Origin of the sequence: Cohnella panacarvi Gsoil 349 (assembly GCF_000515335.1) — a bacterium.
Classification (GTDB): domain Bacteria; phylum Bacillota; class Bacilli; order Paenibacillales; family Paenibacillaceae; genus Cohnella; species Cohnella panacarvi.
In genome coordinates this window covers 1,255,473-1,279,525 of sequence record NZ_KI911563.1, presented here as the reverse complement: position 1 = coordinate 1,279,525, position 24,053 = coordinate 1,255,473, and the positions used below count along the sequence as shown (strand labels likewise).

At 56.9% G+C, this 24,053-nt stretch carries 22 protein-coding genes; 19 read left to right on the top strand and 3 right to left on the bottom strand.

Annotated features, from left to right (window positions below):
• Window positions 1–58 precede the first annotated feature (58 nt).
• From ruvC to COHPA_RS0106055, 8 genes are all read left to right on the top strand, one after another.
• Window positions 59–562 carry a crossover junction endodeoxyribonuclease RuvC gene (gene ruvC, locus COHPA_RS0106090; protein ID WP_027085312.1) on the top strand — a complete coding sequence of 168 codons (504 nt, stop codon included), beginning with the start codon at window positions 59–61 and terminating at the stop codon, window positions 560–562.
• On the top strand, window positions 559–1,176 hold the full coding sequence (ruvA, locus tag COHPA_RS0106085) for a Holliday junction branch migration protein RuvA (protein ID WP_027085311.1): 618 nt from the start codon (window positions 559–561) through the stop codon (window positions 1,174–1,176). The genes ruvC and ruvA overlap by 4 nt, the downstream gene beginning before the upstream one ends.
• A gap of 33 nt (window positions 1,177–1,209) precedes the next feature.
• A complete protein-coding gene (gene ruvB / locus COHPA_RS0106080; protein ID WP_027085310.1) occupies window positions 1,210–2,217 on the top strand; it encodes a Holliday junction branch migration DNA helicase RuvB in 1,008 nt (335 codons plus the stop codon).
• Between the two features lie 3 nt (window positions 2,218–2,220).
• Window positions 2,221–4,350, top strand: a complete 2,130-nt coding sequence (locus tag COHPA_RS0106075) for a SpoIID/LytB domain-containing protein (RefSeq protein WP_027085309.1) — start codon at window positions 2,221–2,223, stop codon at window positions 4,348–4,350.
• On the top strand, window positions 4,351–5,403 hold the full coding sequence (queA, locus tag COHPA_RS0106070) for a tRNA preQ1(34) S-adenosylmethionine ribosyltransferase-isomerase QueA (RefSeq protein ID WP_027085308.1): 1,053 nt from the start codon (window positions 4,351–4,353) through the stop codon (window positions 5,401–5,403).
• A gap of 31 nt (window positions 5,404–5,434) precedes the next feature.
• Window positions 5,435–6,568 carry a tRNA guanosine(34) transglycosylase Tgt gene (tgt, locus tag COHPA_RS0106065; protein WP_027085307.1) on the top strand — a complete coding sequence of 378 codons (1,134 nt, stop codon included), beginning with the start codon at window positions 5,435–5,437 and terminating at the stop codon, window positions 6,566–6,568.
• Between the two features lie 18 nt (window positions 6,569–6,586).
• Window positions 6,587–6,889: a preprotein translocase subunit YajC gene (gene yajC / locus COHPA_RS0106060; protein WP_027085306.1), complete on the top strand. Its 303-nt coding sequence runs from the start codon at window positions 6,587–6,589 to the stop codon at window positions 6,887–6,889.
• A 281-nt stretch (window positions 6,890–7,170) separates the two neighbouring features.
• Window positions 7,171–7,815 carry a DNA-3-methyladenine glycosylase I gene (locus COHPA_RS0106055; protein ID WP_027085305.1) on the top strand — a complete coding sequence of 215 codons (645 nt, stop codon included), beginning with the start codon at window positions 7,171–7,173 and terminating at the stop codon, window positions 7,813–7,815.
• A gap of 21 nt (window positions 7,816–7,836) precedes the next feature.
• Here the strand turns inward: COHPA_RS0106055 and COHPA_RS0106050 are convergent, their stop codons facing one another.
• Both COHPA_RS0106050 and COHPA_RS0106045 read right to left on the bottom strand, forming a co-directional pair.
• Complete coding sequence (locus COHPA_RS0106050; protein WP_027085304.1) at window positions 7,837–8,697, bottom strand: phosphatase PAP2 family protein; 861 nt, start codon at window positions 8,695–8,697, stop codon at window positions 7,837–7,839.
• Window positions 8,698–8,792: 95 nt separating this feature from the next.
• The gene (locus tag COHPA_RS0106045; protein WP_027085303.1) at window positions 8,793–9,188 is read right to left on the bottom strand and encodes a TIGR04086 family membrane protein; all 396 of its coding nucleotides are present in this window, start codon (window positions 9,186–9,188) and stop codon (window positions 8,793–8,795) included.
• A gap of 198 nt (window positions 9,189–9,386) precedes the next feature.
• Here COHPA_RS0106045 and COHPA_RS0106040 point away from each other — a divergent pair, with 198 nt between their 5' ends.
• Window positions 9,387–10,115 carry a YetF domain-containing protein gene (locus COHPA_RS0106040; RefSeq protein WP_027085302.1) on the top strand — a complete coding sequence of 243 codons (729 nt, stop codon included), beginning with the start codon at window positions 9,387–9,389 and terminating at the stop codon, window positions 10,113–10,115.
• Here COHPA_RS0106040 and spoVB read toward each other — a convergent pair.
• Entirely contained in the window at window positions 10,112–11,692 is a 1,581-nt protein-coding gene (gene spoVB, locus COHPA_RS0106035) for a stage V sporulation protein B (protein WP_035120140.1), read from the bottom strand. The genes COHPA_RS0106040 and spoVB overlap by 4 nt on opposite strands.
• 150 nt (window positions 11,693–11,842) lie before the next feature.
• Between spoVB and COHPA_RS0106030 the strand changes: the two genes are divergently transcribed.
• The 10 genes from COHPA_RS0106030 to ltrA all read left to right on the top strand — a co-directional run bounded on the left by COHPA_RS0106030 (window position 11,843) and on the right by ltrA (window position 23,997).
• A complete protein-coding gene (locus tag COHPA_RS0106030) occupies window positions 11,843–12,136 on the top strand; it encodes a post-transcriptional regulator (RefSeq protein ID WP_027085300.1) in 294 nt (97 codons plus the stop codon).
• 115 nt (window positions 12,137–12,251) lie between these two features.
• Window positions 12,252–13,526 carry a protein translocase subunit SecD gene (secD, locus tag COHPA_RS24990; protein WP_027085299.1) on the top strand — a complete coding sequence of 425 codons (1,275 nt, stop codon included), beginning with the start codon at window positions 12,252–12,254 and terminating at the stop codon, window positions 13,524–13,526.
• Window positions 13,516–14,430 (top strand): protein translocase subunit SecF, encoded by a 915-nt coding sequence (gene secF / locus COHPA_RS24985; protein ID WP_027085298.1) that lies wholly within the window; start codon window positions 13,516–13,518, stop codon window positions 14,428–14,430. Before secD ends, secF begins: the two co-directional genes overlap by 11 nt.
• Before the next feature lie 52 nt (window positions 14,431–14,482).
• Window positions 14,483–15,424, top strand: a complete 942-nt coding sequence (locus COHPA_RS0106015; RefSeq protein ID WP_027085297.1) for a cation diffusion facilitator family transporter — start codon at window positions 14,483–14,485, stop codon at window positions 15,422–15,424.
• 84 nt (window positions 15,425–15,508) lie between these two features.
• Window positions 15,509–17,908, top strand: a complete 2,400-nt coding sequence (recJ, locus tag COHPA_RS0106010) for a single-stranded-DNA-specific exonuclease RecJ (protein ID WP_027085296.1) — start codon at window positions 15,509–15,511, stop codon at window positions 17,906–17,908.
• Between the two features lie 336 nt (window positions 17,909–18,244).
• The gene (locus tag COHPA_RS0106005; protein WP_027085295.1) at window positions 18,245–18,757 is read left to right on the top strand and encodes an adenine phosphoribosyltransferase; all 513 of its coding nucleotides are present in this window, start codon (window positions 18,245–18,247) and stop codon (window positions 18,755–18,757) included.
• 484 nt (window positions 18,758–19,241) lie between these two features.
• Window positions 19,242–21,434: a RelA/SpoT family protein gene (locus COHPA_RS0105995; protein ID WP_035120130.1), complete on the top strand. Its 2,193-nt coding sequence runs from the start codon at window positions 19,242–19,244 to the stop codon at window positions 21,432–21,434.
• Between the two features lie 14 nt (window positions 21,435–21,448).
• Window positions 21,449–21,895 (top strand): D-aminoacyl-tRNA deacylase, encoded by a 447-nt coding sequence (gene dtd, locus COHPA_RS0105990; RefSeq protein ID WP_027085293.1) that lies wholly within the window; start codon window positions 21,449–21,451, stop codon window positions 21,893–21,895.
• A gap of 72 nt (window positions 21,896–21,967) precedes the next feature.
• Window positions 21,968–22,150, top strand: a complete 183-nt coding sequence (locus tag COHPA_RS0105985; protein WP_027085292.1) for a hypothetical protein — start codon at window positions 21,968–21,970, stop codon at window positions 22,148–22,150.
• 455 nt (window positions 22,151–22,605) lie between these two features.
• Window positions 22,606–23,997 carry a group II intron reverse transcriptase/maturase gene (ltrA, locus tag COHPA_RS0105975; protein ID WP_027084843.1) on the top strand — a complete coding sequence of 464 codons (1,392 nt, stop codon included), beginning with the start codon at window positions 22,606–22,608 and terminating at the stop codon, window positions 23,995–23,997.
• The last annotated feature ends 56 nt before the right edge of the window (window positions 23,998–24,053 follow it).

Genomic DNA, 24,053 nt, shown 5'->3' with positions numbered 1-24,053 from the left:
CATTTGCTATAATCATAGGATAGTTCAGGAGCGACTTTTGAGAGCGGGGAGCGTATTAATGAGAGTGCTAGGCATAGACCCCGGAATCGCGATCATGGGCTTCGGCTTTATCGATAAGACGGGGCATAAGTTGACGCCCGTGCAATACGGATGCATCGAGACGGAAGCGGGCACGCCACCGGAAATCAGATTGAAACAAATCTACGAAGCGTCTTGCAGCCTGCTGGATCAATATAAGCCGGATACGGTTGCGGTGGAAAAGCTGTTCTTTAATAAAAACGTCACCAACGCGTTCAGCGTCGGACAAGCGCGCGGAGTGTTCATGCTCGCGGCGGCGCAACGGGGGCTTCCGATCTCCGAATATACGCCGATGCAGGTCAAACAAGCCGTCGTAGGATATGGCGCGGCCGAGAAAAAGCAAGTCCAAGAGATGGTTCGCATGCTGCTGAAGCTGCAAACCGTGCCGAAGCCGGACGACGTCGCCGATGCGCTTGCCGTGGCGATTTGCCACGCGCACTCTGCCGTCATGAACGATAGAATGAATGGAGCGACGCTGAGATGATCGATTTTTTACGCGGCAAGATCGTACATACGGAACTGGAATACGTCGTCATGGACGTACGGGACGTCGGATATCGGGTGTTCACGCCGAATCCGTACGCGCTCGCTGCCAAAGAAGAAGCCGTTCAGTTGTTCATCCACCACCATGTTCGCGAGGACGCGATTCAGTTGTTCGGGTTCACGACCCGCGACGAACAGTGGCTATTCCGCAGACTGCTTGAAGTGTCCGGTATCGGCCCTAAGGTTGCGCTCGGCATTATGGCCGGCGGCAAACCGGAGACGATCGCGGCGGCGATCCAGCAAGAGAATATCGCGTTCCTGACGAAGCTGCCGGGCATCGGGAAGAAAACGGCGCAGCGCATGATTCTCGATCTGAAGGAAAAGCTCGGCGGAACGGACGGTCTGTGGTCGGCAACGGCGATCGAAGAGGTAACCTCGCCAGCCGTCATGGGCGGGAGCGCTTCATGGGCTGCCGCTCGCGAGGCGCTTGGCGGACTCGGTTACCGGGAAGCGGAGCTAGACCGGGCATGGCACGCCATCAAGGACAAGGTTACCGGCAGCGAATCGCCGGATGCATTGATGAAGCTGGCGCTCCAGCAGCTATTTCAAGGATAAACGCGCGCGTAAGCGGGGGAGGAGGCAGCAAAGATGGAGGACCGCATCGTCACCGCGCATTTGATGATGGAAGACCAGGCGGTGGAATACAGCCTGCGTCCGCGTTACTTGAACGAATACATCGGACAAGCGCAAGTGAAGGACAATTTGAAGATTTACATAGAAGCGGCCAAGATGCGCCGCGAGCCGCTCGATCACGTGTTGCTCTACGGACCTCCGGGACTCGGGAAAACGACGCTCTCCAACATTATCGCCAACGAGCTCGGAGTGAATATCCGCACGACCAGCGGACCTGCGATCGAGAGGCCGGGAGACTTGGCGGCGATCCTGACGAACCTGCAAGAGAACGACGTGCTCTTCATCGACGAGATTCATCGCCTTCACCGCACGGTCGAAGAGGTGCTTTATCCCGCGATGGAAGACTTCGCGCTCGATTTCATTATCGGCAAGGGACCAAGCGCAAGGTCCGTAAGGCTTGACCTGCCGAAGTTCACATTAATCGGCGCGACGACTCGCGCGGGGTTGCTGTCGGCGCCGCTGCGCGACCGGTTCGGCGTCGTCAGCCGGTTGGAATTCTATACGGAAGACGAGCTCTCCTATATCGTTACCCGAACTTCGGAAATCTTCGGCGTCGGCATTATCGGCGAAGCGTCCAGGGAGATCGCGCGGAGATCGCGCGGAACGCCGCGTATCGCGAACCGGCTCCTGAAGCGGGTACGGGATCACGCGCAGGTCAGGGGCGACGGGGTTATTACGGAAGCGGTCGCCCAAGACGCGCTCGAGAGAATCCAAGTCGATCCGATGGGACTCGACAGCATCGACCACAAAATGCTTAGAGCGATGATCGTGAATTACGGCGGCCGTCCGGTAGGGCTCGATACGATCGCCGCGTCGATCGGGGAAGAAAGCCAGACGATCGAAGACGTGTATGAACCGTATCTCATGCAGATCGGATTCCTGCAGCGCACGCCTCGGGGAAGAATCGTCACCGCAGCGGGTTATAAGCATCTAGGACTTCCACTTCCGGAAAGAGAGGCCTAAACGATGGCGCCAACTATTCGACAACCTCGTTCACGCTCGCGATTGGCATTGCTCGTGCTCCTGCTCGCCGCGCTATTGTCGGCTTCTTCGCGAATCGTCGCGCATGCGGACGTCGCGGTCCCTAGCACGATCCGTGCAGCGCTGTTCATCAATACGGGCGCAAGCGCGTCCACTTCGTTGACTTCCGTCGCAACGCTTCAGTCCGCCGGCGGACTGAAGCTCGTCTGGAGAGATCCGCAGTTCAGCCTGGCCATCGGTTCGACGGTACCGAACCAGCTCGTACGGTTCGGCATGGACGGGTATCGGGCGCTCGTGCTCGAGACCGCGGACTTATCCGCGGCGACCGCGGTGCTGAAGTCGATTCAGGCGCAGTCGTCGTCGGCGTTCATGACCCAATTGTTCAAGTCCGGCAAGATGGTCTATCAGGTATCCGAAGGCTCGTACGCGACCGCTTCTCAAGCCGCCGCGTCCTTGGCAAAGTGGACGAACGCGGCTTCTTCTCTGGGGGTACAGACGCTGCTTAGCCCGCGAGTGGCCGGTCCATGGGCGATCGAGGCCGGTTCCTACGCGAGTTCTGCGGAAGCGGCAGCCGCGGCGGAGGTTATCGGGAACAGCGGTCTTGACGCGTTCGTTGCGCTGAAGCCGGTGAACGGAATCATCACGTACACGGTTAGAGTCGGCCAAGAGAAGGACGCTGCGGCGCTGGCCGCCGTGCAGCAAACCGTCATCGCGACGGGAGTCGTTAACGTCGCGATTCCTGCGCCAAGCGAACCGTATGCGGTTGTTCGCAACGATATGACGTTGAACGGAACGGCGGCCGTGCCGGTCCCGATGTACGCGATTCCGGCTTCGTCCGGCGTCGTGCTCCGCGCCGACCCGGCGGGCGCGAATCCGATCCAACTGGCGGAACGTTCCAAGCGGTCTTACCGGGGCAGCATGGAACTCAGCGTGAACAACAATTCGCTCGCGGTCATTAACGAAGTGAACCTAGAGCATTATCTTTACTCCGTCGTCGGAACCGAGGTCGGCTCCGGCTGGCCGCTCGAAGCTCAGAAAGCGCAAGCGGTGGCGGCGAGATCTTACGCGCTCGCCGGGGGTATGGCTTTCAAGATCGCCCACGTCGTCGATACGACGGTAAGTCAAGCTTATTACGGTACGGGCGCCGAGAATCCGAATTCGACGGCGGGCGTCGACGCGACGCAGGGCGAAGTGCTTGTAGGCGCGGGCGGCAAGATCATCAGCGCGCTGTTCTCGTCGAATGCCGGAGGCGTTACCGCGGATGCGGCGGAAGGCTGGGGCAAGGCGGACCCGATCTATGCGAGCGCGGCGCTCAGTCCGGACGACGGTCCGAACGCCGGCAAGAAGCAATGGTACAGAATCTCGTCCAACACGGGATTGGTCGGATACGTCCGGGAGGATTTACTTGCGGACGCCGGTCGCAAAAATGCGGCAGGTCTCCCGGAGCTGCAGGTAACGGGCGATGTCGCGATCGTACGTTCTAAACCGGCGACCGACGGAGACGATCTTGGACGATTAACGCTTGGCGAACGCGTAGTACCGCTTGCCAAGGTGCCGGAAATGACGAAAGCGTACAGCTGGGTAGCCGGACCGTTCACCCCGGAACAGCTGCAGGCGAGCTTGTCCAAGCGCGATCCGAGTATTGCCGGACCGATCTATACGCTTGAAGTATCGGCGAGAGGGCCGTCAGGCCGGGCAACCGAGCTGAAAGCGAACGGGGCTCGCGTGGCAATCGACCAACCGGACAGCTTCCGCAGCGCGCTAGGCAATATCAACAGTACGCTGTTCGAGATCGAAGAGACCGGCAGAATGACGGTGTTGGACGGTCAAGGTAACACTCGGGAGCTGGCTAAGCAGTCCGGTACGCTCAGCATCGCCGGCGGTAACGGACAAGCGCAGACGGTAAGCGACGGCAACTTGTTCATCATGGACGGCAACGCGCAGGTGAGAGCCGCGACCGTGAAGCCGAAGTTTATCATTAGCGGTTACGGTTGGGGCCACGGTATCGGCATGTCCCAATGGGGAGCGCGAGGCTTCGCGGAACAAGGGTATGACTACCAATATATCCTGCTATACTATTACAAGAACGTGACGATCGAAAAAGGTGCAAAGTAGATGAATGTTAGCGATTACGATTTTGATCTGCCGGAGGCTTTGATCGCGCAGACTCCTCTTGCGGATCGGACGGCTTCCAGACTGCTCGTGCTGCATAAGGACGGCGGCCGGACGGAGCATGGGACGTTCACCGATCTGGCCAAATTCCTGAAGCCGGGGGACACCCTCGTGTTGAACGACACGAGAGTGCTCCCCGCACGTCTGTTCGGAGTCAAAGCCGAGACCGGCGCGAAAGTCGAGCTGTTGCTTCTGAAGCGTCTGGACGGAGACCGCTGGGAAGCGTTGGCCCGGCCTGGCAAACGCATTACGCAAGGGACGAGGCTTCACTTCGGACAAGACGAGAATAACGGCGGCGCGCCGCTCCTGACCGCGATCGTCGAGGCGGAAGGAGAGATGGGGGCACGAACCGTCCGGTTCGAATACGCCGGCATCTTCAACGAGCTGCTCGATCGTCTCGGTCAGATGCCGTTGCCGCCATATATTAAGGAAACGTTGGACGATCGCGAAAGATACCAGACGGTGTACGCGAAGCACGAAGGCTCCGCCGCCGCGCCGACTGCCGGCCTTCATTTTACGGACGAATTTTTGAGAAGCTTGCAGGCTTCCGGGATTAAAGTGTGCCCGATCACGCTGCACGTCGGATTGGGGACGTTCCGCCCGGTGTCGGCCGAATCGGTGGAAGAACACGAGATGCATGCCGAATGGTATTCGGTCAGCAAGGAGAGCGCGAACATGCTTCGCGAGGCGAAAGCGAGCGGAGGCCGGATCGTTGCCGTCGGCACGACGTCGGCGCGTACGCTCGAGACGCTCGGCAAGCGGTTCGGAGATGATCACGTGCAAGCTTGCGAGGGATGGACGGACATTTTCATCTATCCCGGCTACAAGTTCCGCATGGTCGACGCCTTGCTGACGAATTTCCATCTTCCGAAGTCGACGCTGGTGATGCTCGTGAGCGCGTTGGCGGGAAGAGAACCGACGCTTGCCGCCTACCGGGAAGCGATCGAGCGGCAGTATCGGTTTTTCAGCTTTGGAGACGCGATGTTCATCACTTAGGTAATAGGCCTAAGCAGAGAGGAATCATGGAATGGCTATTAAATACGAGTTTATTAAAGCGTGCAAGCAGACGGGCGCGAGACTAGGGCGTCTGCATACGCCGCACGGCATCATCGATACGCCTACGTTCATGCCGGTAGGCACGCAAGCGACGGTCAAAGGGATGAGCCCCGAGGAGCTGAAGTCGTTAGGCGCGCAGATTATTCTCAGCAATACGTATCATCTGTTCCTGCGCCCCGGCCATGAATTAGTCGAACAAGCAGGCGGGTTGCATAAGTTCATGAACTGGGACCGTCCGATTCTGACGGACAGCGGCGGGTTTCAAGTGTTCTCCCTGAGCGAGATGCGCAAGATCACGGAAGAAGGCGTGCAATTCCGCTCCCACATTAACGGCGACAAGCTGTCCCTAACGCCGGAGAGCGCAACGCACGTCCAGAACGCGCTCGGCGCGGACATCATGATGGCGTTCGACGAGTGCCCGCCATACCCGGCGGAATACGAGTACGTGAAGCAATCGACGGAACGGACAAGCCGTTGGGCGGAGCGTTGTCTCAAGGCTCATAAGCGTCCGCACGACCAAGCTTTGTTCGCGATCGTCCAGGGAGGCATGCACGCCGATTTGCGGAAAATCAGCGCGCGGGATTTGACTTCCCTTGATTTTCCGGGGTATGCTATGGGTGGACTGAGCGTAGGCGAGCCCAAACCTATGATGTACGAGATGCTCGAAGAGACGGTTCATTTGCTGCCTAGCGATAAACCTCGTTATTTGATGGGCGTCGGATCACCCGATGCGCTCGTCGAAGGCAGCATCCGCGGAATCGATATGTTCGACTGCGTATTGCCTACGCGAATCGCGCGCAACGGCACCGTAATGACCAGTCAAGGCCGATTGGTCGTGCGCAATGCCAAATTCGCCAGCGATTTCGGTCCGCTCGATCCGGAATGCGATTGCTACGCTTGCCGTAATTACTCCCGCGCATACATACGCCATCTCGTCAAAGCGGACGAGATGTTCGGGCTGAGGCTGACGACCGTACATAACCTTCATTTTTTGGTTAATCTTATGGCGAACGTACGCCATGCGATTCGGGAAGACCGGCTGGGCGATTTCCGCGATCAATTTTTCGAAGCTTATGGCATGGCCGGTAACGAAAGCGGATTTTAATGAAGGGGGGGACAACCTATGTGGCTATCCGGTGATGCGGGCGGAAGCAACCTGCTAGTAACGTTGCTGCCGTTCGTTCTTATGTTCGCAATTTTCTATTTCCTGCTGATTCGTCCGCAACAGAAGAAGCAGCGCAATCGCGGCGCCATGCTGAACGCCTTGAAGAAAGGCGATAAAGTCGTCACGATCGGCGGCATGCACGGAACGATCTCGGAAATTACCGACGATTCCATCGTGTTGAAAGTGAACGACGTAACGAAACTCACGTTCGACCGTTCCGCGATCAACAACGTTACCGCTCGCGCGGAAACGAACGAATAATAACAACGGTGGCGCTAGGGAGAAATCCCGGCGTCGCTTTTTTAGTTTACGAGGGGCGAATAACACCAATTCGATAGTTATTATTCGAGATAATAGATGAACGGGGAAAATAACAACATATCGTTTGTTATTTGCGCGATTTTTACGGATATGATGGTTTTGGGTCGAAAATAGTTGCGATTGGTTGTTATTCAGTTATCGTGACACCGAAGTAGATGAAATAACTGCGCATGGTTGTTAGGATGAACGGAAACTGAAACGTTACCTGGAGGCTGCAGCAAATGGAAACGACGATCGCAGGTCCGGATGGGAAGCCGCGCTGCCGTTGGTGCGGCTCGACGCCGGAGATGATGCATTATCATGATACCGAATGGGGTTATCCCGTAAGCGACGATCGCCGACTGTTCGAGAAATTGTGCTTGGAAGGGTTTCAAACCGGGCTCAGCTGGCGTACGATTCTGGACAAGCGCGAGCATCTTCGCGAGGCGTTCCATCACTTCGACTTCGAGAAGGTCGCTTCTTATACCGGGCAGGATATCGACCGTCTATTGAACAATAAGGGGATCATCCGTCACCGCGGCAAAATCGAGGCCGTCATTAACAACGCGAAGCGGGCGCAGGAACTCGTCCGACGGGAAGGGTCGCTAGCGGCGTTCCTATGGCGATACGAACCCGCCGCCGGGCTGGCAAAGCCGCAGACCGTATCGGTCTCCGAGGCATCAACCGCGCTGTCCAAAGACTTAAAGAAGCTAGGCTGGAAGTTCGTCGGACCGACGACGATGCATGCGTTCATGCAATCGATGGGTCTGATCAACGATCATGTCGAGGATTGCGCGGTCAGACCTCCAGTCGAAGCCGCGCGCGCGACATTTATTCGGCCGGGGATTAGCGCAGGTTTTATCGAATTAAAAAAAGGGCATCCGTAAAGGATGCCCTTCGTCATGCGATCAAGACTCCAAAGACCGGGAAGCCTTCAGCTTCGCCCGAATGCGAAGCGGCCAGCTGACATCGCCCAGCGAATGGTCCGCCCAATCGCCGACTTTGAGACCGACCGTGACGGCGAAGCTCGCGAGTACGAGTCCCGCGACCATATCCGTAAACCAGTGAATCCCAAGGTAGAAGATCGAGAAGATGATCACCGAGGCATGTATCCATGTAAAGACGGCCCATTTGCGGATACCGGAACGGCTGGCGAGAAGCGCCATCGAAACCGAGATCGACGTATGTAAGCTAGGGAAGCAATTGTTCAGTCCGGATAGCGCGCGATAGCTCGATTCGAAGGTCGGGAATGAATCCAGCATGAGAAATTTAATTTCCGGATGCGCGAACCACACTTCATTGACCGGTACGAACAAATAAAAAGGGACGGCCAGGAAGTAGTTAAGCAGCAGCGTCACGCAGAAGGCGTAGTACAGTCTCCGGTTGTTATGGAACGTATAGATGCCAATCGACGCGATCATGACGGCCTGGAAGACGACAAGGTAGAACATCGTGCAGACGGCGGTGAGCAGGTCGGATTGGAAAGTCGATTGAAGCCATAGCGGCCATTTCCCTTCCCATCCGCTTAATAGCGGGGTGAGGTCGTACGGGACATTGAGCCACCGTTCCAGTCTGAGCTCGTTCTTGTTGAGCACCAGAATAGCGGACATGGCAACGAAGAACAGCAAATAGTTGCGCGACATCGCCAAAGACTTCAGGAACATCCATGCAGCGATGAGTGGCTGTCGCCTTGTGCCGAATGTCAGCAAGACGGCAACGACGACGACCGTATAGATCGTCAAAGTCGACATGCTCTCGAACAAAACCATGGTGCGCCTCCCGTACAGCCTGTTGATCGAAACATACCGAACTATTATAGCACAATAAGCCCGGGATTATCGAAAATCAGGCACGGGAGCCGAATTTAGCGACCGGTGGCCGTATTTACGCCGAGCATGCCGCCGAATGCCCCGGTCATCGCCGTTACGAGCAGCAGAATCGGCACGGATGTCGTCCAATTCGCGTCCGTGGCCAGGAAGCTGACGATCAGGATAATCACCGTATACAATAAACCGTTCGCGATGCCGAAGTACCATCCTTTGCGCTTCGCCCGCCTAGCCGATGCGAATCCCCCGGCGAAGGAGGAGAAGCCATGCACGCCGAACACCCAAGGGAGCATGTTCGATTCGTTCACCGAAGAGCCCGTCAACATAATGGAGAGAACAACCGCGCCGATCGCCAGCCATATGCATGACCAATATAAGCCGGAAGCGACAGGCGAGGCGATCCGAAAGCCAATTGCGCCACTGAAAGATTTCACCTTTATACCTCCTTCTCATTCCTATTTGTACAGCTTATGGCACGCGAGGGTAGGCTAGTACAGCAGCTTGCGCGCGCAGGCTCCTTTGCCATATTTTCCGCTTGATGCAATTGAATGAGCCCCATGGCATGCGGTGACACTACGACGGCAAGCTTGACTTACGCGAAGCGGCTACCGAGAGGTGAAGGAGAGAGGCGCATGGAATTCACGGCGATACTGCTGCGGACGGCGTTCATGTACATCTTCATCTATGTCATCTTGCGGATGATGGGAAAACGCGAGATCGGCAAGCTGTCCGTATTCGATCTTGTCATCTCCATCATGATCGCGGAGATCGCGGTCATTGTCATAGAGAGCACCGAAAAACCGTTATGGACGGCGATTACGCCGATTTTATTTTTGGCGCTCGTCCAGATCGGCATCGCGTTTATCGCATTGAAAAACAACAAGCTCCGCATTTGGGTCGACGGAAAACCGAGCGTGATCGTTCGCGACGGACATCTGAACCGCAGGGAGATGACGAAGCAACGCTACAACCTTGACGATCTAATGGCCCAGCTTCGCGAGAACGGCGTTACGGATATCGGAGAAGTGAAGCTGGCCGTACTCGAATCTACGGGCAAGCTTTCGGTCATCACTAAAGATGGCGAAGGTGCCGGCAGAGAAGCAACCGCGCGAAGCGGCGGCATTCATCCCGAAAGCTCTGCGGGGGAGCAAGATTACCCGAAAGTGCGCTACGAATTGTTGCCGATCGCTCTCATCCTCGACGGACACGTGCAGGACGATACGTTGGAAGGGATGGGCAAAACCCGTTTTTGGCTAAAAAAAGAGCTGCAGGGTTACGGGATAGACAGCTTTAAAGATGTTTTTTTCTGCAGCATCGACCATCGCGGCAAGCTGTACGTCGACCGGAAGAATCGGCCTTAATGCGGCCGCAACGGCCGAAACAGCTTTCCGATGACCGGAATGCGGGCGACGTCTCGCCGGTCGATCAGTCTAAGCATGACGAGCAGCGACAAATAGACAAGGATCGCGACGGCCGAGGCGATTCCCATATCGGCGGCGCCGATATGGAGCCAATGCTGATTCCATATCCATAGCGCGACCGCGCTCATAACGATCATCGCCAGCGTTACCCGGAGGAAATCGAGCGGATTCATTCGGAAGCCGGTTAATCTCGCTACGCTGATCCAGTGCAGCAACGTAACGAGCGCCATGTTGACCGCGATCGCGATGACGGCGCCATGAATGCCTAAATCCGGTTTCGTTGCCAATTGTACGATAAGAATGAGCTTGACCGCCGCGCCTGCGAACGTGTTGAACAATGCCGTCCCCGGCCGGTCAAGCGCTTGAAGAGCGGCTTGCAGAGGGGCTTGCATATACAGGAAGACGGCGATCGGAGCAAGCCATCTCAGCATGACTGCCATCGAGCTGCTTCCATATAATAGCGTGCAGAGCGGATCGGCCAACAATCCCATGAGCACGATGAACGGAGCGCCGGTCACGACCGCAAGCCGCATCGATTGATGGAGACGATTGTGGATCGTGGTCCAATCTCCGCGCGACGCCGCCTCGGAAAGCGCGGGTACGAGCGACACGGCCAGCGAGTACGTAAGCGCGCCGGGCAGAAGGATGAGCGGGATGACCATCCCTTGAAGCGCCCCGTATTGCGCGGTCGCGATTGCGGGCAAGACGCCTGCGATCGCCAAGCTTCGGGCGGTAATAATCGATTCCAGCAAGTAGGAAAGCGATCCGATCATTTTGCTGCCGGTTACAGGCGCTGCTATCGCAAGCAGCTGGCGCATGAAGCGCTTGTCCCGCGGCGATGCATCGGAGACGGGATCGGCGGAGGCTTCGTTGCCAAACGATCGACGCTTCTCTTTCAGAAGCTGGAGCCACAGCACGAGCAACCCCGCCAGCTCGCCGGCTCCCATCCCGAGCACCGCGCCGGCCGCCGCCCAATTCAGACCGTAAGGAAGCAGCATCCAGGCGAGCATGAGCGAAAGAACGATACGGACAAGCGTCTCGGCCGTCTGGGACAGCGCGGTTGGAATCATGTTCATCCGGCCCTGAAAATAACCGCGCCAGACGGAGGAGACGGCAACTAACGGCAGGATGGGCAGCATGGCAAGAAAAGCGGTATGCACGCGGGAGTCCGTCATGACGTAAGAAGCGATCCACTCCGCCAACCCGAGACATGCAGCGGCGCATACGAGGCTGATGGATAACGCGATGGACACGGCACCGCGCACAATGCGGCGAACCGAGGCGACGTCGCCCTTGGCTTCGGCTTCCGCGACCAGCTTCGCGACGGCTAACGGGATGCCTCCCGCGATAATCGTTAACAGCACGATCGTGAACGGAAACACGAGCTGGATGAGCCCGACGCCTTCCGCTCCGATCATGCGAGGCAATGCGATACGCGGAACGAAGCCGAGCAGACGGTTGAAGAGTCCTGCGGCGAGCAAGATCATGGCGCCTTGTATGAACGACTGTTTGCGCAATGACAACGGAATCCCTCATTCCCATGGTAAATCCCACAATTATGTGTATGCGGGGTTTGTCCTCGTTCATTCCATAGGCAGGAATTTCGGGATCGGGTGGAGAAACCTAATAGGCAAAGGGTTGCAACAGGTATGAGGAGGTACGAAGCGGTGAGCGACGCGAACGACTACATCCAGGCGCAAGAGAGCGAAGAGAAACTCCAGGACGCGGAATTGAACGAAATGATAGAGAAGCTGTGCGAGAGCAAGGCGGACGAATTCCGCATGATCGGATACGACCAAGTGACCGGCGCCGATGTATGGGAATGCGTGAGCGATAAGTACCACAAAAAAGGAACGCCGAGCCTCCACGAAGTCGTGAACGACATTTTATCCTTAAAAGTGACGCAGTTTATGAATTTTATTACGCTCAACATGTACCGCGGCGAGTTTCGCGGACGATAATCGGGACGGCAACGGCTTCTCTCCGACTTGCGGAGGGAGGCTTTCTTTTTTGACTTCCTTTCGGACACGTAGGTATAATAGGAACATTGAGAATCGAAAGGGGCCGCATATAGAGATGAACCGTTTAGTAGCATTCGCGCTAATTATTGTGGTAGCTTTCGCGGTAATGGGCGCAACGACTCCGGGTTTGCTGAACAACACGAAGCTCGGGCTTGATTTGAAGGGCGGAGTCGAAATTTTGTACGAGGCGTCGCCGTTGACGGAAGGCGGCGAAGTAACGAAAGAGTCGCTCGTGCAGACGGCGCTCAGCTTGGAGAAACGCGCGAACCAAAGCGGCGTCGCCGAGCCGGATGTTACGACGGAAGGCAAGAACCGCATCCGCGTCAAAATCGCGATCGAAACCGGCAAAACCGAGAAAGAACGCGAGGAAGCGATCACGAAAATACGCGACTTGATGCAGAAACCTGCCGAACTGCAATTCCGCAGCGCTTCGGAATGCACGGACGGCACCTATTGCAAAGTCGAATTCAATGGAAGCGACTTCAAAGCGGGCGCAGCGAAAGTCCAATCGGACGAGCTGGGCAGACCCGTCGTTGCGATCGAAGTCAAAGATAAAGATCAGTTGGCGGAAGTATCTCAGCGCCTGATTGGCCAAGTATTGGCGATTTACCTGAACGACGAGGCCATCTCGACTCCGGTCGTACAGGCGGCGTTAACGCAAGGCACCGCCACCATAACCGGACAGGAGACGCGCGCGGAAGCGCAGAACCTGGCCGACATCATTAATCTAGGCGCGCTGCCACTGAAGCTTACGGACAAGTACACGCAAAGCGTAGGCGCGACGCTCGGCAAAAAATCGCTGAACGATACTTTGTTCGCCGGCGTGCTCGCATCGGTGCTGATCTTGGTGTTCATGATTCTATTATACCGATTGCCCGGCGCGGTCGCGGCAATCTGCCTGATCATTTTCGTCTGGCTGCTGCTTGCCGTATTCTGGATGATGAACGCCACGTTGACGCTGCCGGGGATCGCCGCGTTCGTACTCGGTATCGGTATCGCGGTCGACTCGAACATTATCCAAGCCGAACGGATCAAGGATGAACTCCGCAGCGGCAAGACGGTCGCTTCGTCTCTGCGCGCAGGGGCGAAGAATAGCTTCCGTACGATCATCGACGCGCATATTACGACGATTATCGCAGCCGGCGTGCTTTACTTTATGGGACAGGGTATCGTGAAGAGCTTCGCGATCGTACTGATCGCGAGCATCGTGGCGAACATCCTGACCAACGTATTCCTCCCGCGCTACTTGCTTCAATTGCTGATCAAGAGCGGCCGGTTCAACAAACCGGGCTATTATGGCGTGAAGGAGAGTGAGATTCATGCACTCTAACAGAAAGTTCAATTTCGCGCGTTCCGCGAATAAATTTTTGCTCATCTCCGCGATCATCACGGTGATCGGCATCGTTGCGACGGGCTTCCTCGGTCTGAACTACGGGATCGATTTCAGCGCCGGCACGTCGATGGATATTACGTCGAAAAAGCCGATCGACGACGTCAAGATAGGCGAGTTTCTGGACGGCGAGAATATCGGCACCTACTCCTTGACGGTATCGAACTCGGATAACCGGGCATCGGTTCGTTTCAAGGACGCGCTCACCCAGGAGCAGGAGCGAAAGCTCAAAGCAGACTATCACGCGCAGTTCGATCCGGAAGCCTCCTTCGAAGTCAACGTGGTCGATCCCGAGATCGCCCAAGAGCAGCAACGCAGCGCGCTGATCGGCATGGCGATCGCCTGTATCGGCATCGTGCTGTACGTCAGCATTCGCTTCGAATGGCGGTTCGCGATCGCGGCGGTTCTCTCGCTCGTGTACGATGCTTTTTTCGTCATCGCGATATTCTCGATATTCCAATTGGAAGTCAACCTTCCGTTCATTCTCGCGGTTCTGACGATTATCGGTTACTCGATTAACGATACCGTCGTTATATTCGACCGGATCCGCGAAAATCTTCGTTTCGCGAAAATCAAAACGCCTGAGGACTACGACGATCTCGTCAACAAAAGCATCTGGCAGACGTTGGCGCGTTCGATCAATACCGTCATTACCGTTCTGATCGCGGCCGTATGTTTGTTCATCTTCGGCAGCGTCTCGATCAAGCTCTTCTCGCTCGCGATGATCGTCGGTCTCGCCAGCGGCGCGTATTCTTCGATCTTCATCGCCAGCCAAATCTGGCTGTACTTCAAGAAAAAGCAACCGATTAAGAAGATTCCTGCCAAAGCGGCAACCAATCCGTAAGCGAAATGGGTATAATGGCAGGTCTATGGAAAGGGCGTAAGGAGTGGCTCGGATGAAAATGGAAGATCGCACAGCCGCTTGCGAACGCGGCGCAATCGTTTCTCTGTGGGGGCTGCTCGGCTTATTTTTCGTGAAAGGCACGGTCGGTTGGTTGACCGGGAGCAAAGCGCTTATCGCGGATGCTTGTCAGTCCGCGGCGGATTGCGCCAACTCGGCTACCGCCTATCTAGGGCTTCGCAAAGGGAGGCTGCCGTCCGCGGCGGCGTCTCCTTCCCAGTCCCAGCCAGGCTCGGCGCTCGCCATCGTATTGTCGGCGATCGTGCTCGTCGCCGGACTTGAAGTCGGTATTTCGTCGATCCGGGAAGTCGCGAAAGGCGTTAACGAAGCGCCCGGCTGGGGAGCCGTCGTCGTGATCGCCGCGAGTATCGGAGCGCGTGAAGCGCTCGTACGGTATAAGAGAAAACGCGACAGCGAGTGCGGAATCCGGGAAGACCGAATGGCCGATAATCGCTCCGATATATTCGCGTCGTTGACGGCGCTCGTCGGAACATCGGCTGCGGTCGCCGGGGGGCTGCTGGATATGCCGTTCCTGTACGTGCTGGATCCCGCCGCCGGTCTGGTCATTTCGGTATTCGTCCTGCGCATGGGTTATCGATTGACGTCCGGCGTGTTACAGAAGTCGACCTTATGTACGATGAACGAAATCGATGCCCAGACGGTTCTGGAATCGGTTCAACGCATCGACGGGGTCGTCGCCGTCGAAGATTTGGGGGCTCGCGAGCACGGTCATTATATCGTGTTGGACGTTACCGTGTCCGTGAATCCTCGGATTACGGTCGCCGAAGGCCAAGAGATCGCGATGCGCGTCAAGCGTCACTTGACCAAACGATTCCTGCATATTATCGATGCAAACATCCGCGTGCAGCCTTATGATCCCGGCTATCCGTATAAATCGAACCATCAGGAAGAGGAATTATCGGCGTTCGTGCAATAGCGCCATCACGATTGTCCGCCATTATTCGCCGCCGTTGATTTACGGCGGCTTTGTTATTTGACCATGCAATGGAGGCATTATCCGGTGAGATTATCCAAATATAAGTGGGCTTTGCCGCAGCAAGACGAGCAGCTTGAACGGGAACTCGCCGCGCAGCACGGCCTCAGCAGACTCGTTGCAGGCGTGCTCGTCGCCCGCGGCTGGACTTCCGCCGAGCATACGACGGCTTTCCTGCATGCGAATGAGCAGCATCTGCACGATCCTCTCGGGATGAAAGGGATGGAAGCCGCGGTATCCCGAATCCGACAGGCGATCGATGCCGGAGAGTTAATTCGCGTGTATGGAGATTACGACGCGGACGGCGTTACGTCCACGGCGTTGATGAGCCGTCTGCTGACGGCGCTCGGCGCGCGTTTCGATACGTATATTCCGCATCGGAGCAACGAGGGTTACGGATTGAACCTGAAAGCCATCGACTTGGCTGCCGAAGCCGGCGTATCGTTGATCGTTACGGTCGATAACGGCATAAGCGCGGTGGAACAGATCGCTTACGCGGCGCAGGCAGGCATCGACGTGGTCGTTACCGACCATCATGAACCGCCGGCGTCGGGCGTGCTTCCGGCTGCGGCGGCCCTCGTTAATCCGAAGCAGGAAGACTGCCCGTATCCGTTCAAAGGACTGTGCGGGGCAGGCGTCGTCTTCAAGCTGGCCCATGCGTTCATGGGTAGACCGATGCTGGAATACGCGGATTTGGCGGCGATCGGTACGATCGCCGATCTGATGCCGCTCATCGGCGAGAACCGAATCATCGCGAAGCTGGGGTTAGCGATGCTGCGAACCAATCCGATACCCGGCATACGGGCGCTGGCGAAGGTGAGCGGAACGAAGGCGGAGGAACTGACGAGCGGACGGATCGGTTTCGGCTTGGCGCCGCGGCTTAACGCGGGCGGACGCCTTGCTCATGCAAGCGGGGCAGTGGAGTTGCTTACCGCCGCGAGTGAAGAAGTAGCCGCGGGATTGGCCGAGGAGCTGGATCAGCTCAATGCCGAGCGTCAAGACTTAGTCGTGCAGACGGTAGCCGAAGCGGAGGAGAGGTGGAAATCTCTGATGTCGGATGGACGCCGTCGGAACGTGATCGTGCTCGCAGGCGAAGGCTGGAACGCGGGGATCGCAGGGTTGGTGGCGTCTAAACTAGTCGAACGCTATTACCGGCCCGCGATCATCCTGGCGATCGATCCGGAGACGGGCAAAGCCAAAGGCTCCGCCCGTTCCATAGAGGGTTTCGATCTATTCGCCGCGTTATCCGAATGCGCGGAGCTGATGGAGCACTTCGGAGGGCATACCGCGGCTGCGGGCTTGACGATTTCCCGGGAAAACGTAGACCGATTATCCGATCGGTTGCACGCGTTAGCCGAAGAATGGCTTACCGAGGACGATTGGCAGCCGAAGAAACGGGCGGATCTCGTCTGTACGCTCGCTCACGCAACGCTCGACGCCGTCGACCAGCTTGCCGGGCTGGAGCCTTTCGGGAACGGGAATCCTACGCCTCGAGTAGTCGTTCAAGGGCTGACGGTCCGAGAGGCCCGCACGCTCGGCAAGGAAAACAATCACTTAAAGCTGTCGGTCGAGCAGGACGGCCAAGTCATCGAAGCGATCGGATTCGGCATGGGCGAAGATAGCGCCAAGCTAGCGCCAGGCATGCGGATCGATCTGCTCGGGGAGCTGTCGGTTAACGAGTGGAAAGGCTCGAGGCGCGTGCAACTCGTATTCCAGGATTGGAGAACGGGCGAGCTTAGGCTGACGGATTTGCGTCAAGAACGGGACATCTGGCGTAAGCTTGGATATCTGATCGAGGAATCGATCTCAGGTACCTTAGTATTGTGCGGCTCTGCCAGAGCGGCTCAAGATGCGATCGACCGATTCGGTTCGCGCGATATTCTAGTGCGTACGTATGCGGAGGATACGCGGCCCTCGGGCAGATGGTCGAGATTGATTCTGCTTGGCGTTCCTCGCAACGAACGAGATGCGGAGCAATTAACCGCTTGGCTGTCACCGGAATGCGGGGGAGAGCTCGTCGTCGTGTTCGACGATTCGCGAGAGGAGGATCAACCTGCTGCTAGAGTCGATTTTCCGGATCGCAAACAATTCGGACAAGTATACGGCTTGTTCAAGCGGCAGAGCACATGGATCGACGCGCCGGAAGGCTTCCTCCAATCCGTCGCGGCGGAAACGGGGTGGCCGCTTGCCACCGTTCGCATGATGCAGGAGGTATTCGTCGAGCTCGGCTTTATTGCCGTCCAAGGCAGCAAGCTTCAAGTGGTTGCCGATCCGCCGCGAAGCGAGCTGGATCGTTCGGCTCGCTACCGCAGGGCGCAGCAGGCGGCAGAAGCGCTTCAGCTTAGGCACATGCCGGCCGACGAGCTGCGAAGCTGGATGCACCGCTGGCATTTGGACCGCCGCGCTCCCGCACACGATTCGCAGTAACGTTGCCGCGCAACGCTAACCCGGCGCGCTCCCGCACACGAGTCGCAGTAACGTTGCCGCGCAACGCTAACCCGGCGCGCTCCCGCACACGAGTCGCAGTAACGTTGCCGCACAACGCTAACCCGGCGCGCTCCCGCACACGAGTCGCAGTAACGTTGCCGCGCAACGCTAACCCGGCGCGCTCCCGCACACGAGTCGCAGTAACGTTGCCGCGCAACGCTAAATAGGTCGGTCGTAGGCAAGCTCTAGCCAGATGGGCGCACGGGAGTGTATAATGCTTAACGGATATAGAAACGGCAACACTAAGTGAACGATGATCAAAGGAGCGCTACTACGTTGGACTTCAAAAACTATATTCGGGTTATTCCCGACTTTCCGCAGCCGGGCATCCGGTTCAAGGATATTACGACGCTGCTCAAGGATCCGACCGCTTACCAAGCGGCGATCGACGAGCTTAAAGCGCTGGTGAAGCATCTCGATATCGATCTGATCGCCGGTCCCGAAGCCCGTGGGTTCGTCATCGGCGCGCCGCTGGCGCTGGCGCTTGGCGTAGGCTTCGTGCCGATCCGCAAAAGCGGCAAGCTTCCGGGCGAGACCGTAGAAGCGGCATACGACCTCGAATACGGCAAGGATCGCCTGGCGATTCATAAGGACGCGATTAAGCCGGGCCAGAAAGTTCTGATCGCCGACGATCTTCTCGCTACCGGCGGCACGATCGCGACGACGATCAATTTGATCAAGCAGCTCGGCGGCGAAGTCATCGGCGCGGCCTTCTTGATCGAGCTCGGCTACCTCGACGGCCGCGCCAAACTCGGCGACATCGAAGTCAAATCGCTCGTCACCTACTAATCATCCCCAAGGACGTATCAGAGGATAATCTCTGCTGCGTCCTTTTGTTTATTACCGACCTGATCGATGTCGACTCGGCCAACCGCAGCGTAATTGCTCGACGCATACTGCATGAATGGCAGGTGTTCCAATCGATGGGATACTCCTTGACCGGTAACGAACTGTACTCCATGCAGCAGCGTCGGCACGAGGGCGGTGGAGCCGAGCATGGCGAACGGATGCCCAAGCTGAGAAGTAGATTCTGGCCGAGCGGCGGACGTTCGTGAACATCGATCTCAGGGCGCATGGAGTCCCTCTTTTCCGGCGAAGTTGGCAGGCATGGTTCCTTCCGATTCGGGCACAAGCGCGTGTCGAACGAAGGCGAAACCCAAGACTTTAGAAGGAATGGACGTGGTTGACGTTTCGCTTCGTAAAGAGGCATAATGAAAGGAATAACTTCAGGGGACACTTCCGGCGCCGGGCGCCGGCGGAAAGGAAACTCGGCATGGGCATGGAGCAGCTGCTCGACAAAGCGTCAACCTATATGAAGGAGCAGGATCTGCTCAGAGTGCGCGAAGCGTACGAGTACGCCGACGAGGCTCATCGCGGCCAGCTGCGCAAATCCGGCGAGCCCTATATTCTGCACCCCGTAGCGGTCGCCGATATTTGCATGGGCATGCAGATGGATGTCGTTACGGTCATGGCGGCGTTGCTGCACGACGTCGTCGAGGATACGAACGTGACGGTCGACGATTTGCGGGAGCGATTCGGAGATACGATCGCGGGACTTGTCGATGGCGTAACGAAGCTAGAGCGCATTCAGTTCCGTTCGAAAGAAGAGCAGCAGAACGAGAACTACCGTAAGATGTTCGTCGCGATGGCGAACGATATTCGCGTGATCTTAATCAAGCTGGCTGACCGCCTTCACAATATGCGCACGCTCAAATTCCAATCGGAAGAGAGCCAGCGCCGGATCGCCCACGAGACGCTCGAAATTTACTGCCCGATCGCCCATCGGCTCGGGATTAGCGCGATCAAGTGGGAGATGGAAGATATCGCGCTTCGATTCCTGAACCCGCAGCAATACTACCGGATCGCGCATCTCATGAAGAAGAAGCGGACCGAGCGGGAACAGTACATTACCGAGCTGATCGGCCGCATTCGCGAGAAGCTGGACGAGATGGGTATCCAAGGGGATATTTCGGGGCGTCCGAAACATATTTATAGCATTTATAAAAAAATGACGACCCGCAACAAGCAGTTCAATGAGATATACGATCTGCTCGCGATTCGCATTCTGGTAGACAACGTCAAGGATTGCTATGCCACGCTAGGCATTATTCATACGTTATGGAAGCCGATGCCGGGGCGTTTCAAGGACTATATCGCCATGCCGAAGGCGAACATGTATCAATCGCTGCATACGACGATCGTCGGACCGACCGGAGAGCCGACCGAGGTTCAGATTCGGACGTGGGAGATGCATCGGACAAGCGAGATCGGGATCGCCGCGCACTGGGCGTACAAGGAAGGCAGCAACTCAGGGGTGACGGGCAGCTTCGGCGACAAAATGAACTTTTTCCGCGAAATTATCGAGCTTCAGCAAGAGACCAGGGACGCGGCGGAATTCATGGAATCGCTCAAGATGGATTTTTTCACCGATCTCGTATTCGTGTTTACGCCGAAGGGCGAAGTGTTCGAGCTGCCGGCCGGTTCGGTTCCGCTCGATTTTGCGTTCCGCGTTCATACGGAGGTCGGCAACCGTACGATCGGAGCGAAGGTAAACGGGCGGATCGTACCGCTCGACCATAAGCTGAAAACCGGCGATATCGTCGAAATTCTAACTTCCAAGCATTCTTACGGCCCTAGCCAGGATTGGCTGAAGATCGCCCAATCGTCTCACGCCCGAACGAAAATCCGGCAATGGTTCAAGAAGGAACAGCGCGAGGAAAGCGTCGAGAAAGGCCGGGAATCGCTCGAACGCGAGCTGAGACGCCAAGGCTTGGATCCGATCGAATGGATGACGGACGAGAAGCTGCAGGAAGCGGCGAAGAAATTTACGTTTAACGACGTCGAGGATATGATGTCCGCGATGGGCTTCGGCGGCATTACGGCGGCGCAAGTGTGCACGAAGCTGACCGAGAAGCTGCGCAAGGAAGCAGAGGAAGCGAAACAGATCCAACTGACGACGGAAGTGCAGGAGATGAAGGCTCCCGCGGCTCAGACGACGGAGCGTCGTCGTCCGTCGAACGGCGTAACCGTGAAGGGCGTCGACAATCTGCTCGTTCGGTTCGCGCGGTGCTGCAATCCTGTGCCGGGCGATGATATCGTCGGCTACATTACGCGGGGGCGCGGCGTTTCCGTTCATCGGACGGACTGCCCGAACATCCCGACGGGCGATGACGGCGAAGAGACGGCGCGGGTGATCGAAGTCCAGTGGGAGGAAACCGCCCTTTCGAGCTACAGCGTCGAGATCGAAATTCTCGGCCACGATCGCCGCGGCCTTCTTAACGAGGTGCTGCTGGCGGTATCCGAAAGCAAGACGAACATCGCCGCGGTATCCGGCCGATCGGACAAGAACAAGATGGCGATTATGCATATGACCATTCTCATTCGCAACAGGGATCATCTCCAATCCGTCGTCGATAAGATCAAACGGGTGAAAGATATTTTCTCGGTGCAGCGGATGATGCAATAGACGGAGGTAGCCAGTTGAAAGTCGTCGTACAAAGAGTATCCGAAGCGAGCGTAACGGTAGGCGGGGAAGTGATCGGTCGAATCGGCCAAGGGCTTATGCTGCTCGTCGGCGTCGGGCACGAGGACGGGGAGCAGGACGTCGTCTGGATGGCGGACAAGCTGGCGGGACTTCGAATCTTCGAGGACGAGAACGAGAAAATGAACTTGTCGGTAGAGGACGTGAAGGGCGAGATTCTGTCGGTGTCCCAGTTCACGCTCTACGGCGATTGCCGCAACGGCAAACGGCCGAATTTCATGGCCGCCGCTCGCCCGGAGCTTGCGGAAACGCTCTACGAGCAGTTCAATGCCCGTCTGAGAGCCAAGGGCCTTACGGTCGAGACCGGCAAATTCGGCGCGATGATGGACGTCGCGCTCGTGAACGACGGTCCGGTGACCTTAATCGTAGATAGCAAACTTAGATAGCAGAGGTTGACGATTGAAAGCTTCGCGACCGGGCAATACTAGATGCCGACACTTCTACGGGAGATGATTGGCATGCGGCAGTCGCGCAAGGAAGCGAAGCTGGAATGGTTCATGCGGGAAGGATTAATGCCTGAGCGCCGGGAAGCGATGGCGTTGGATACCGGCCGCGAGGAGTTCGGGAGCGAGTTAGGATCGATCGGTCCTTCGGAAGGCGAGGCGAACGGCAGACGGCATCCGCCGGGCGGCCGCGGATAGCATGGCGGTAAGGAATCCCTTTCGGTTAATAAACCGGAGGGGATTTTTGATGTACGCCCAGCATGGGCGTCATCTCTACGGTGAAAGTCCGGAATGGGGGCTGGCAAGCGCCTACCATAGCCAAGAGCAAGGGTGTCCGCCGCGAGGCGGAATCCGAAGGAAGCTGGAGGCAAACGCACGGCTCGAGGTACACGAATCCAATTTGAGGCGGTTGCAGTCGGATGAGTCACCATCACATGACGAAATCCTAAGCTGCCAAAGGCTGCAGCCGTAAACTTGGGCGAGCGCGGGCGGAAAGATGACGTTCTTATCTGGGGAGACCTGTGGAATATGCGAAGTATTTGCGTAACCGTGGCTGAGAAGTCGCGCTGAATCCGCAGGAGTCAGCAGAAGCCATAGTACGGTGTTGTTGCAACAACACCGGAAGGGCTGAACCTAAAGGAGAGAAGAAATCGATGCGTTCGCGCGAAGAACAACGACAGCAGAATATCCCGCAAGGGAGCTCGCGGCAAAGGGTAGCGGTGAAACCGCAAGGGTATGCCGGAGCGCCGAGTTCTTCGTCGGCACAAACCGACCTTTCTTCTCGCGAAGGAAAGCACGACTTGCTGGATCAAATGCTCGAGGAGGGAAATCTCCGAGAAGCCTACAAGCGAGTGAAACAAAACGGAGGAGCGCCCGGCATAGACAACGTGACGGTAGCCGAGCTACAAGCACACGTATGGGAATGCTGGGAAACCGTGAAAGCGCAGCTCCAATTGGGTACGTACAGACCGATGCCAGTCAAACGGGTGGAAATCCCCAAACCCGGAGGCGGGGTGCGGCTGTTAGGTATCCCAACCGTAATGGACCGCTTGATCCAACAAGCCCTCATGCAAGTAATGACACCGATTTTCGACCCGTTATTCTCACCGAACAGCTTTGGATTCCGCCCAAGGAAACGTGCCCATGACGCAGTAAAACAAGCGCAGTCCTACATTCAAGAAGGAAATCGCTGGGTCGTAGACATAGATTTGGAGAAGTTCTTTGACAGAGTGAACCACGACATCCTCATGGCAAGGGTAGCACGAAAAGTCGCGGACAAGCGTGTCTTGAAGCTGATTCGTTCCTACCTCAATGCCGGAGTCATGGTCGACGGGACAAAGCAGGAGACGCTGGAAGGAACGCCGCAAGGCGGTCCGCTCAGCCCGCTTTTAGCTAACATCCTGTTGGACGATCTGGACAAAGAGTTAACGGAACGCGGCTTGAAGTTTGTGCGTTATGCGGACGACTGCAACATCTTTGTCCGAAGCAAGCGTGCAGGTGAACGCGTAATGGCGTCGGTCATTCGCTTTGTAGAGGAGAGGCTCAGACTAAGAGTGAATCGGGACAAGAGTGCGGTAGACCGCCCATGGAACCGCAAGTTCCTTGGATTCAGCTTTCTCAGCAACAAAGTCGCGACGATTCGAATCGCGCCGAAGAAACTGGAACAACTAAAGGAACGCGTCAGGGAGATAACCTCGCGTACGCGAGGCGTCTCGATGGAGAAGAGGCTGCAAGAATTAAATCGCTACCTGATGGGTTGGATAGGCTACTTCCGGCTAGCATCCGTAAAGACGCACTGCGAACGACTCGACGAATGGATTCGCCGAAGACTACGCATGTGCCTATGGAAGCAGTGGAAACTACCTAAATCCAGGCTCCGAAACTTACGTGCCCTAGGTGTACCGGAGTGGGCGGCAAGAATGATGGCAAACGCTCGCCGCGGATGCTGGGAAATGTCCCGAAACATAAACAACGCCCTTAATCGCTCCTACTGGAGTGACCAAGGGCTGTTAAGTCTGACAACTCGTTATCTTGAAACTCGTTAACTTTTAGGAACCGCCGTATGCGGACCCGCATGTACGGTGGTGTGAGAGGTCGGGGG

Bases quoted from the DNA above. Each gene is read 5' to 3' on its own strand.
- ruvC (WP_027085312.1), top strand. From the start codon at position 59: ATGAGAGTGCTAGGCATAGACCCCGGAATCGCGATCATGGGCTTCGGC.
- ruvA (WP_027085311.1), top strand. From the start codon at position 559: ATGATCGATTTTTTACGCGGCAAGATCGTACATACGGAACTGGAATAC.
- ruvB (WP_027085310.1), top strand. From the start codon at position 1,210: ATGGAGGACCGCATCGTCACCGCGCATTTGATGATGGAAGACCAGGCG.
- COHPA_RS0106075 (WP_027085309.1), top strand. From the start codon at position 2,221: ATGGCGCCAACTATTCGACAACCTCGTTCACGCTCGCGATTGGCATTG.
- queA (WP_027085308.1), top strand. From the start codon at position 4,351: ATGAATGTTAGCGATTACGATTTTGATCTGCCGGAGGCTTTGATCGCG.
- tgt (WP_027085307.1), top strand. From the start codon at position 5,435: ATGGCTATTAAATACGAGTTTATTAAAGCGTGCAAGCAGACGGGCGCG.
- yajC (WP_027085306.1), top strand. From the start codon at position 6,587: ATGTGGCTATCCGGTGATGCGGGCGGAAGCAACCTGCTAGTAACGTTG.
- COHPA_RS0106055 (WP_027085305.1), top strand. From the start codon at position 7,171: ATGGAAACGACGATCGCAGGTCCGGATGGGAAGCCGCGCTGCCGTTGG.
- COHPA_RS0106050 (WP_027085304.1), bottom strand. From the start codon at position 8,697: ATGGTTTTGTTCGAGAGCATGTCGACTTTGACGATCTATACGGTCGTC.
- COHPA_RS0106040 (WP_027085302.1), top strand. From the start codon at position 9,387: ATGGAATTCACGGCGATACTGCTGCGGACGGCGTTCATGTACATCTTC.
- secD (WP_027085299.1), top strand. From the start codon at position 12,252: ATGAACCGTTTAGTAGCATTCGCGCTAATTATTGTGGTAGCTTTCGCG.
- secF (WP_027085298.1), top strand. From the start codon at position 13,516: ATGCACTCTAACAGAAAGTTCAATTTCGCGCGTTCCGCGAATAAATTT.
- COHPA_RS0106015 (WP_027085297.1), top strand. From the start codon at position 14,483: ATGAAAATGGAAGATCGCACAGCCGCTTGCGAACGCGGCGCAATCGTT.
- COHPA_RS0105995 (WP_035120130.1), top strand. From the start codon at position 19,242: ATGGGCATGGAGCAGCTGCTCGACAAAGCGTCAACCTATATGAAGGAG.
- COHPA_RS0105985 (WP_027085292.1), top strand. From the start codon at position 21,968: ATGCGGCAGTCGCGCAAGGAAGCGAAGCTGGAATGGTTCATGCGGGAA.
- ltrA (WP_027084843.1), top strand. From the start codon at position 22,606: ATGCGTTCGCGCGAAGAACAACGACAGCAGAATATCCCGCAAGGGAGC.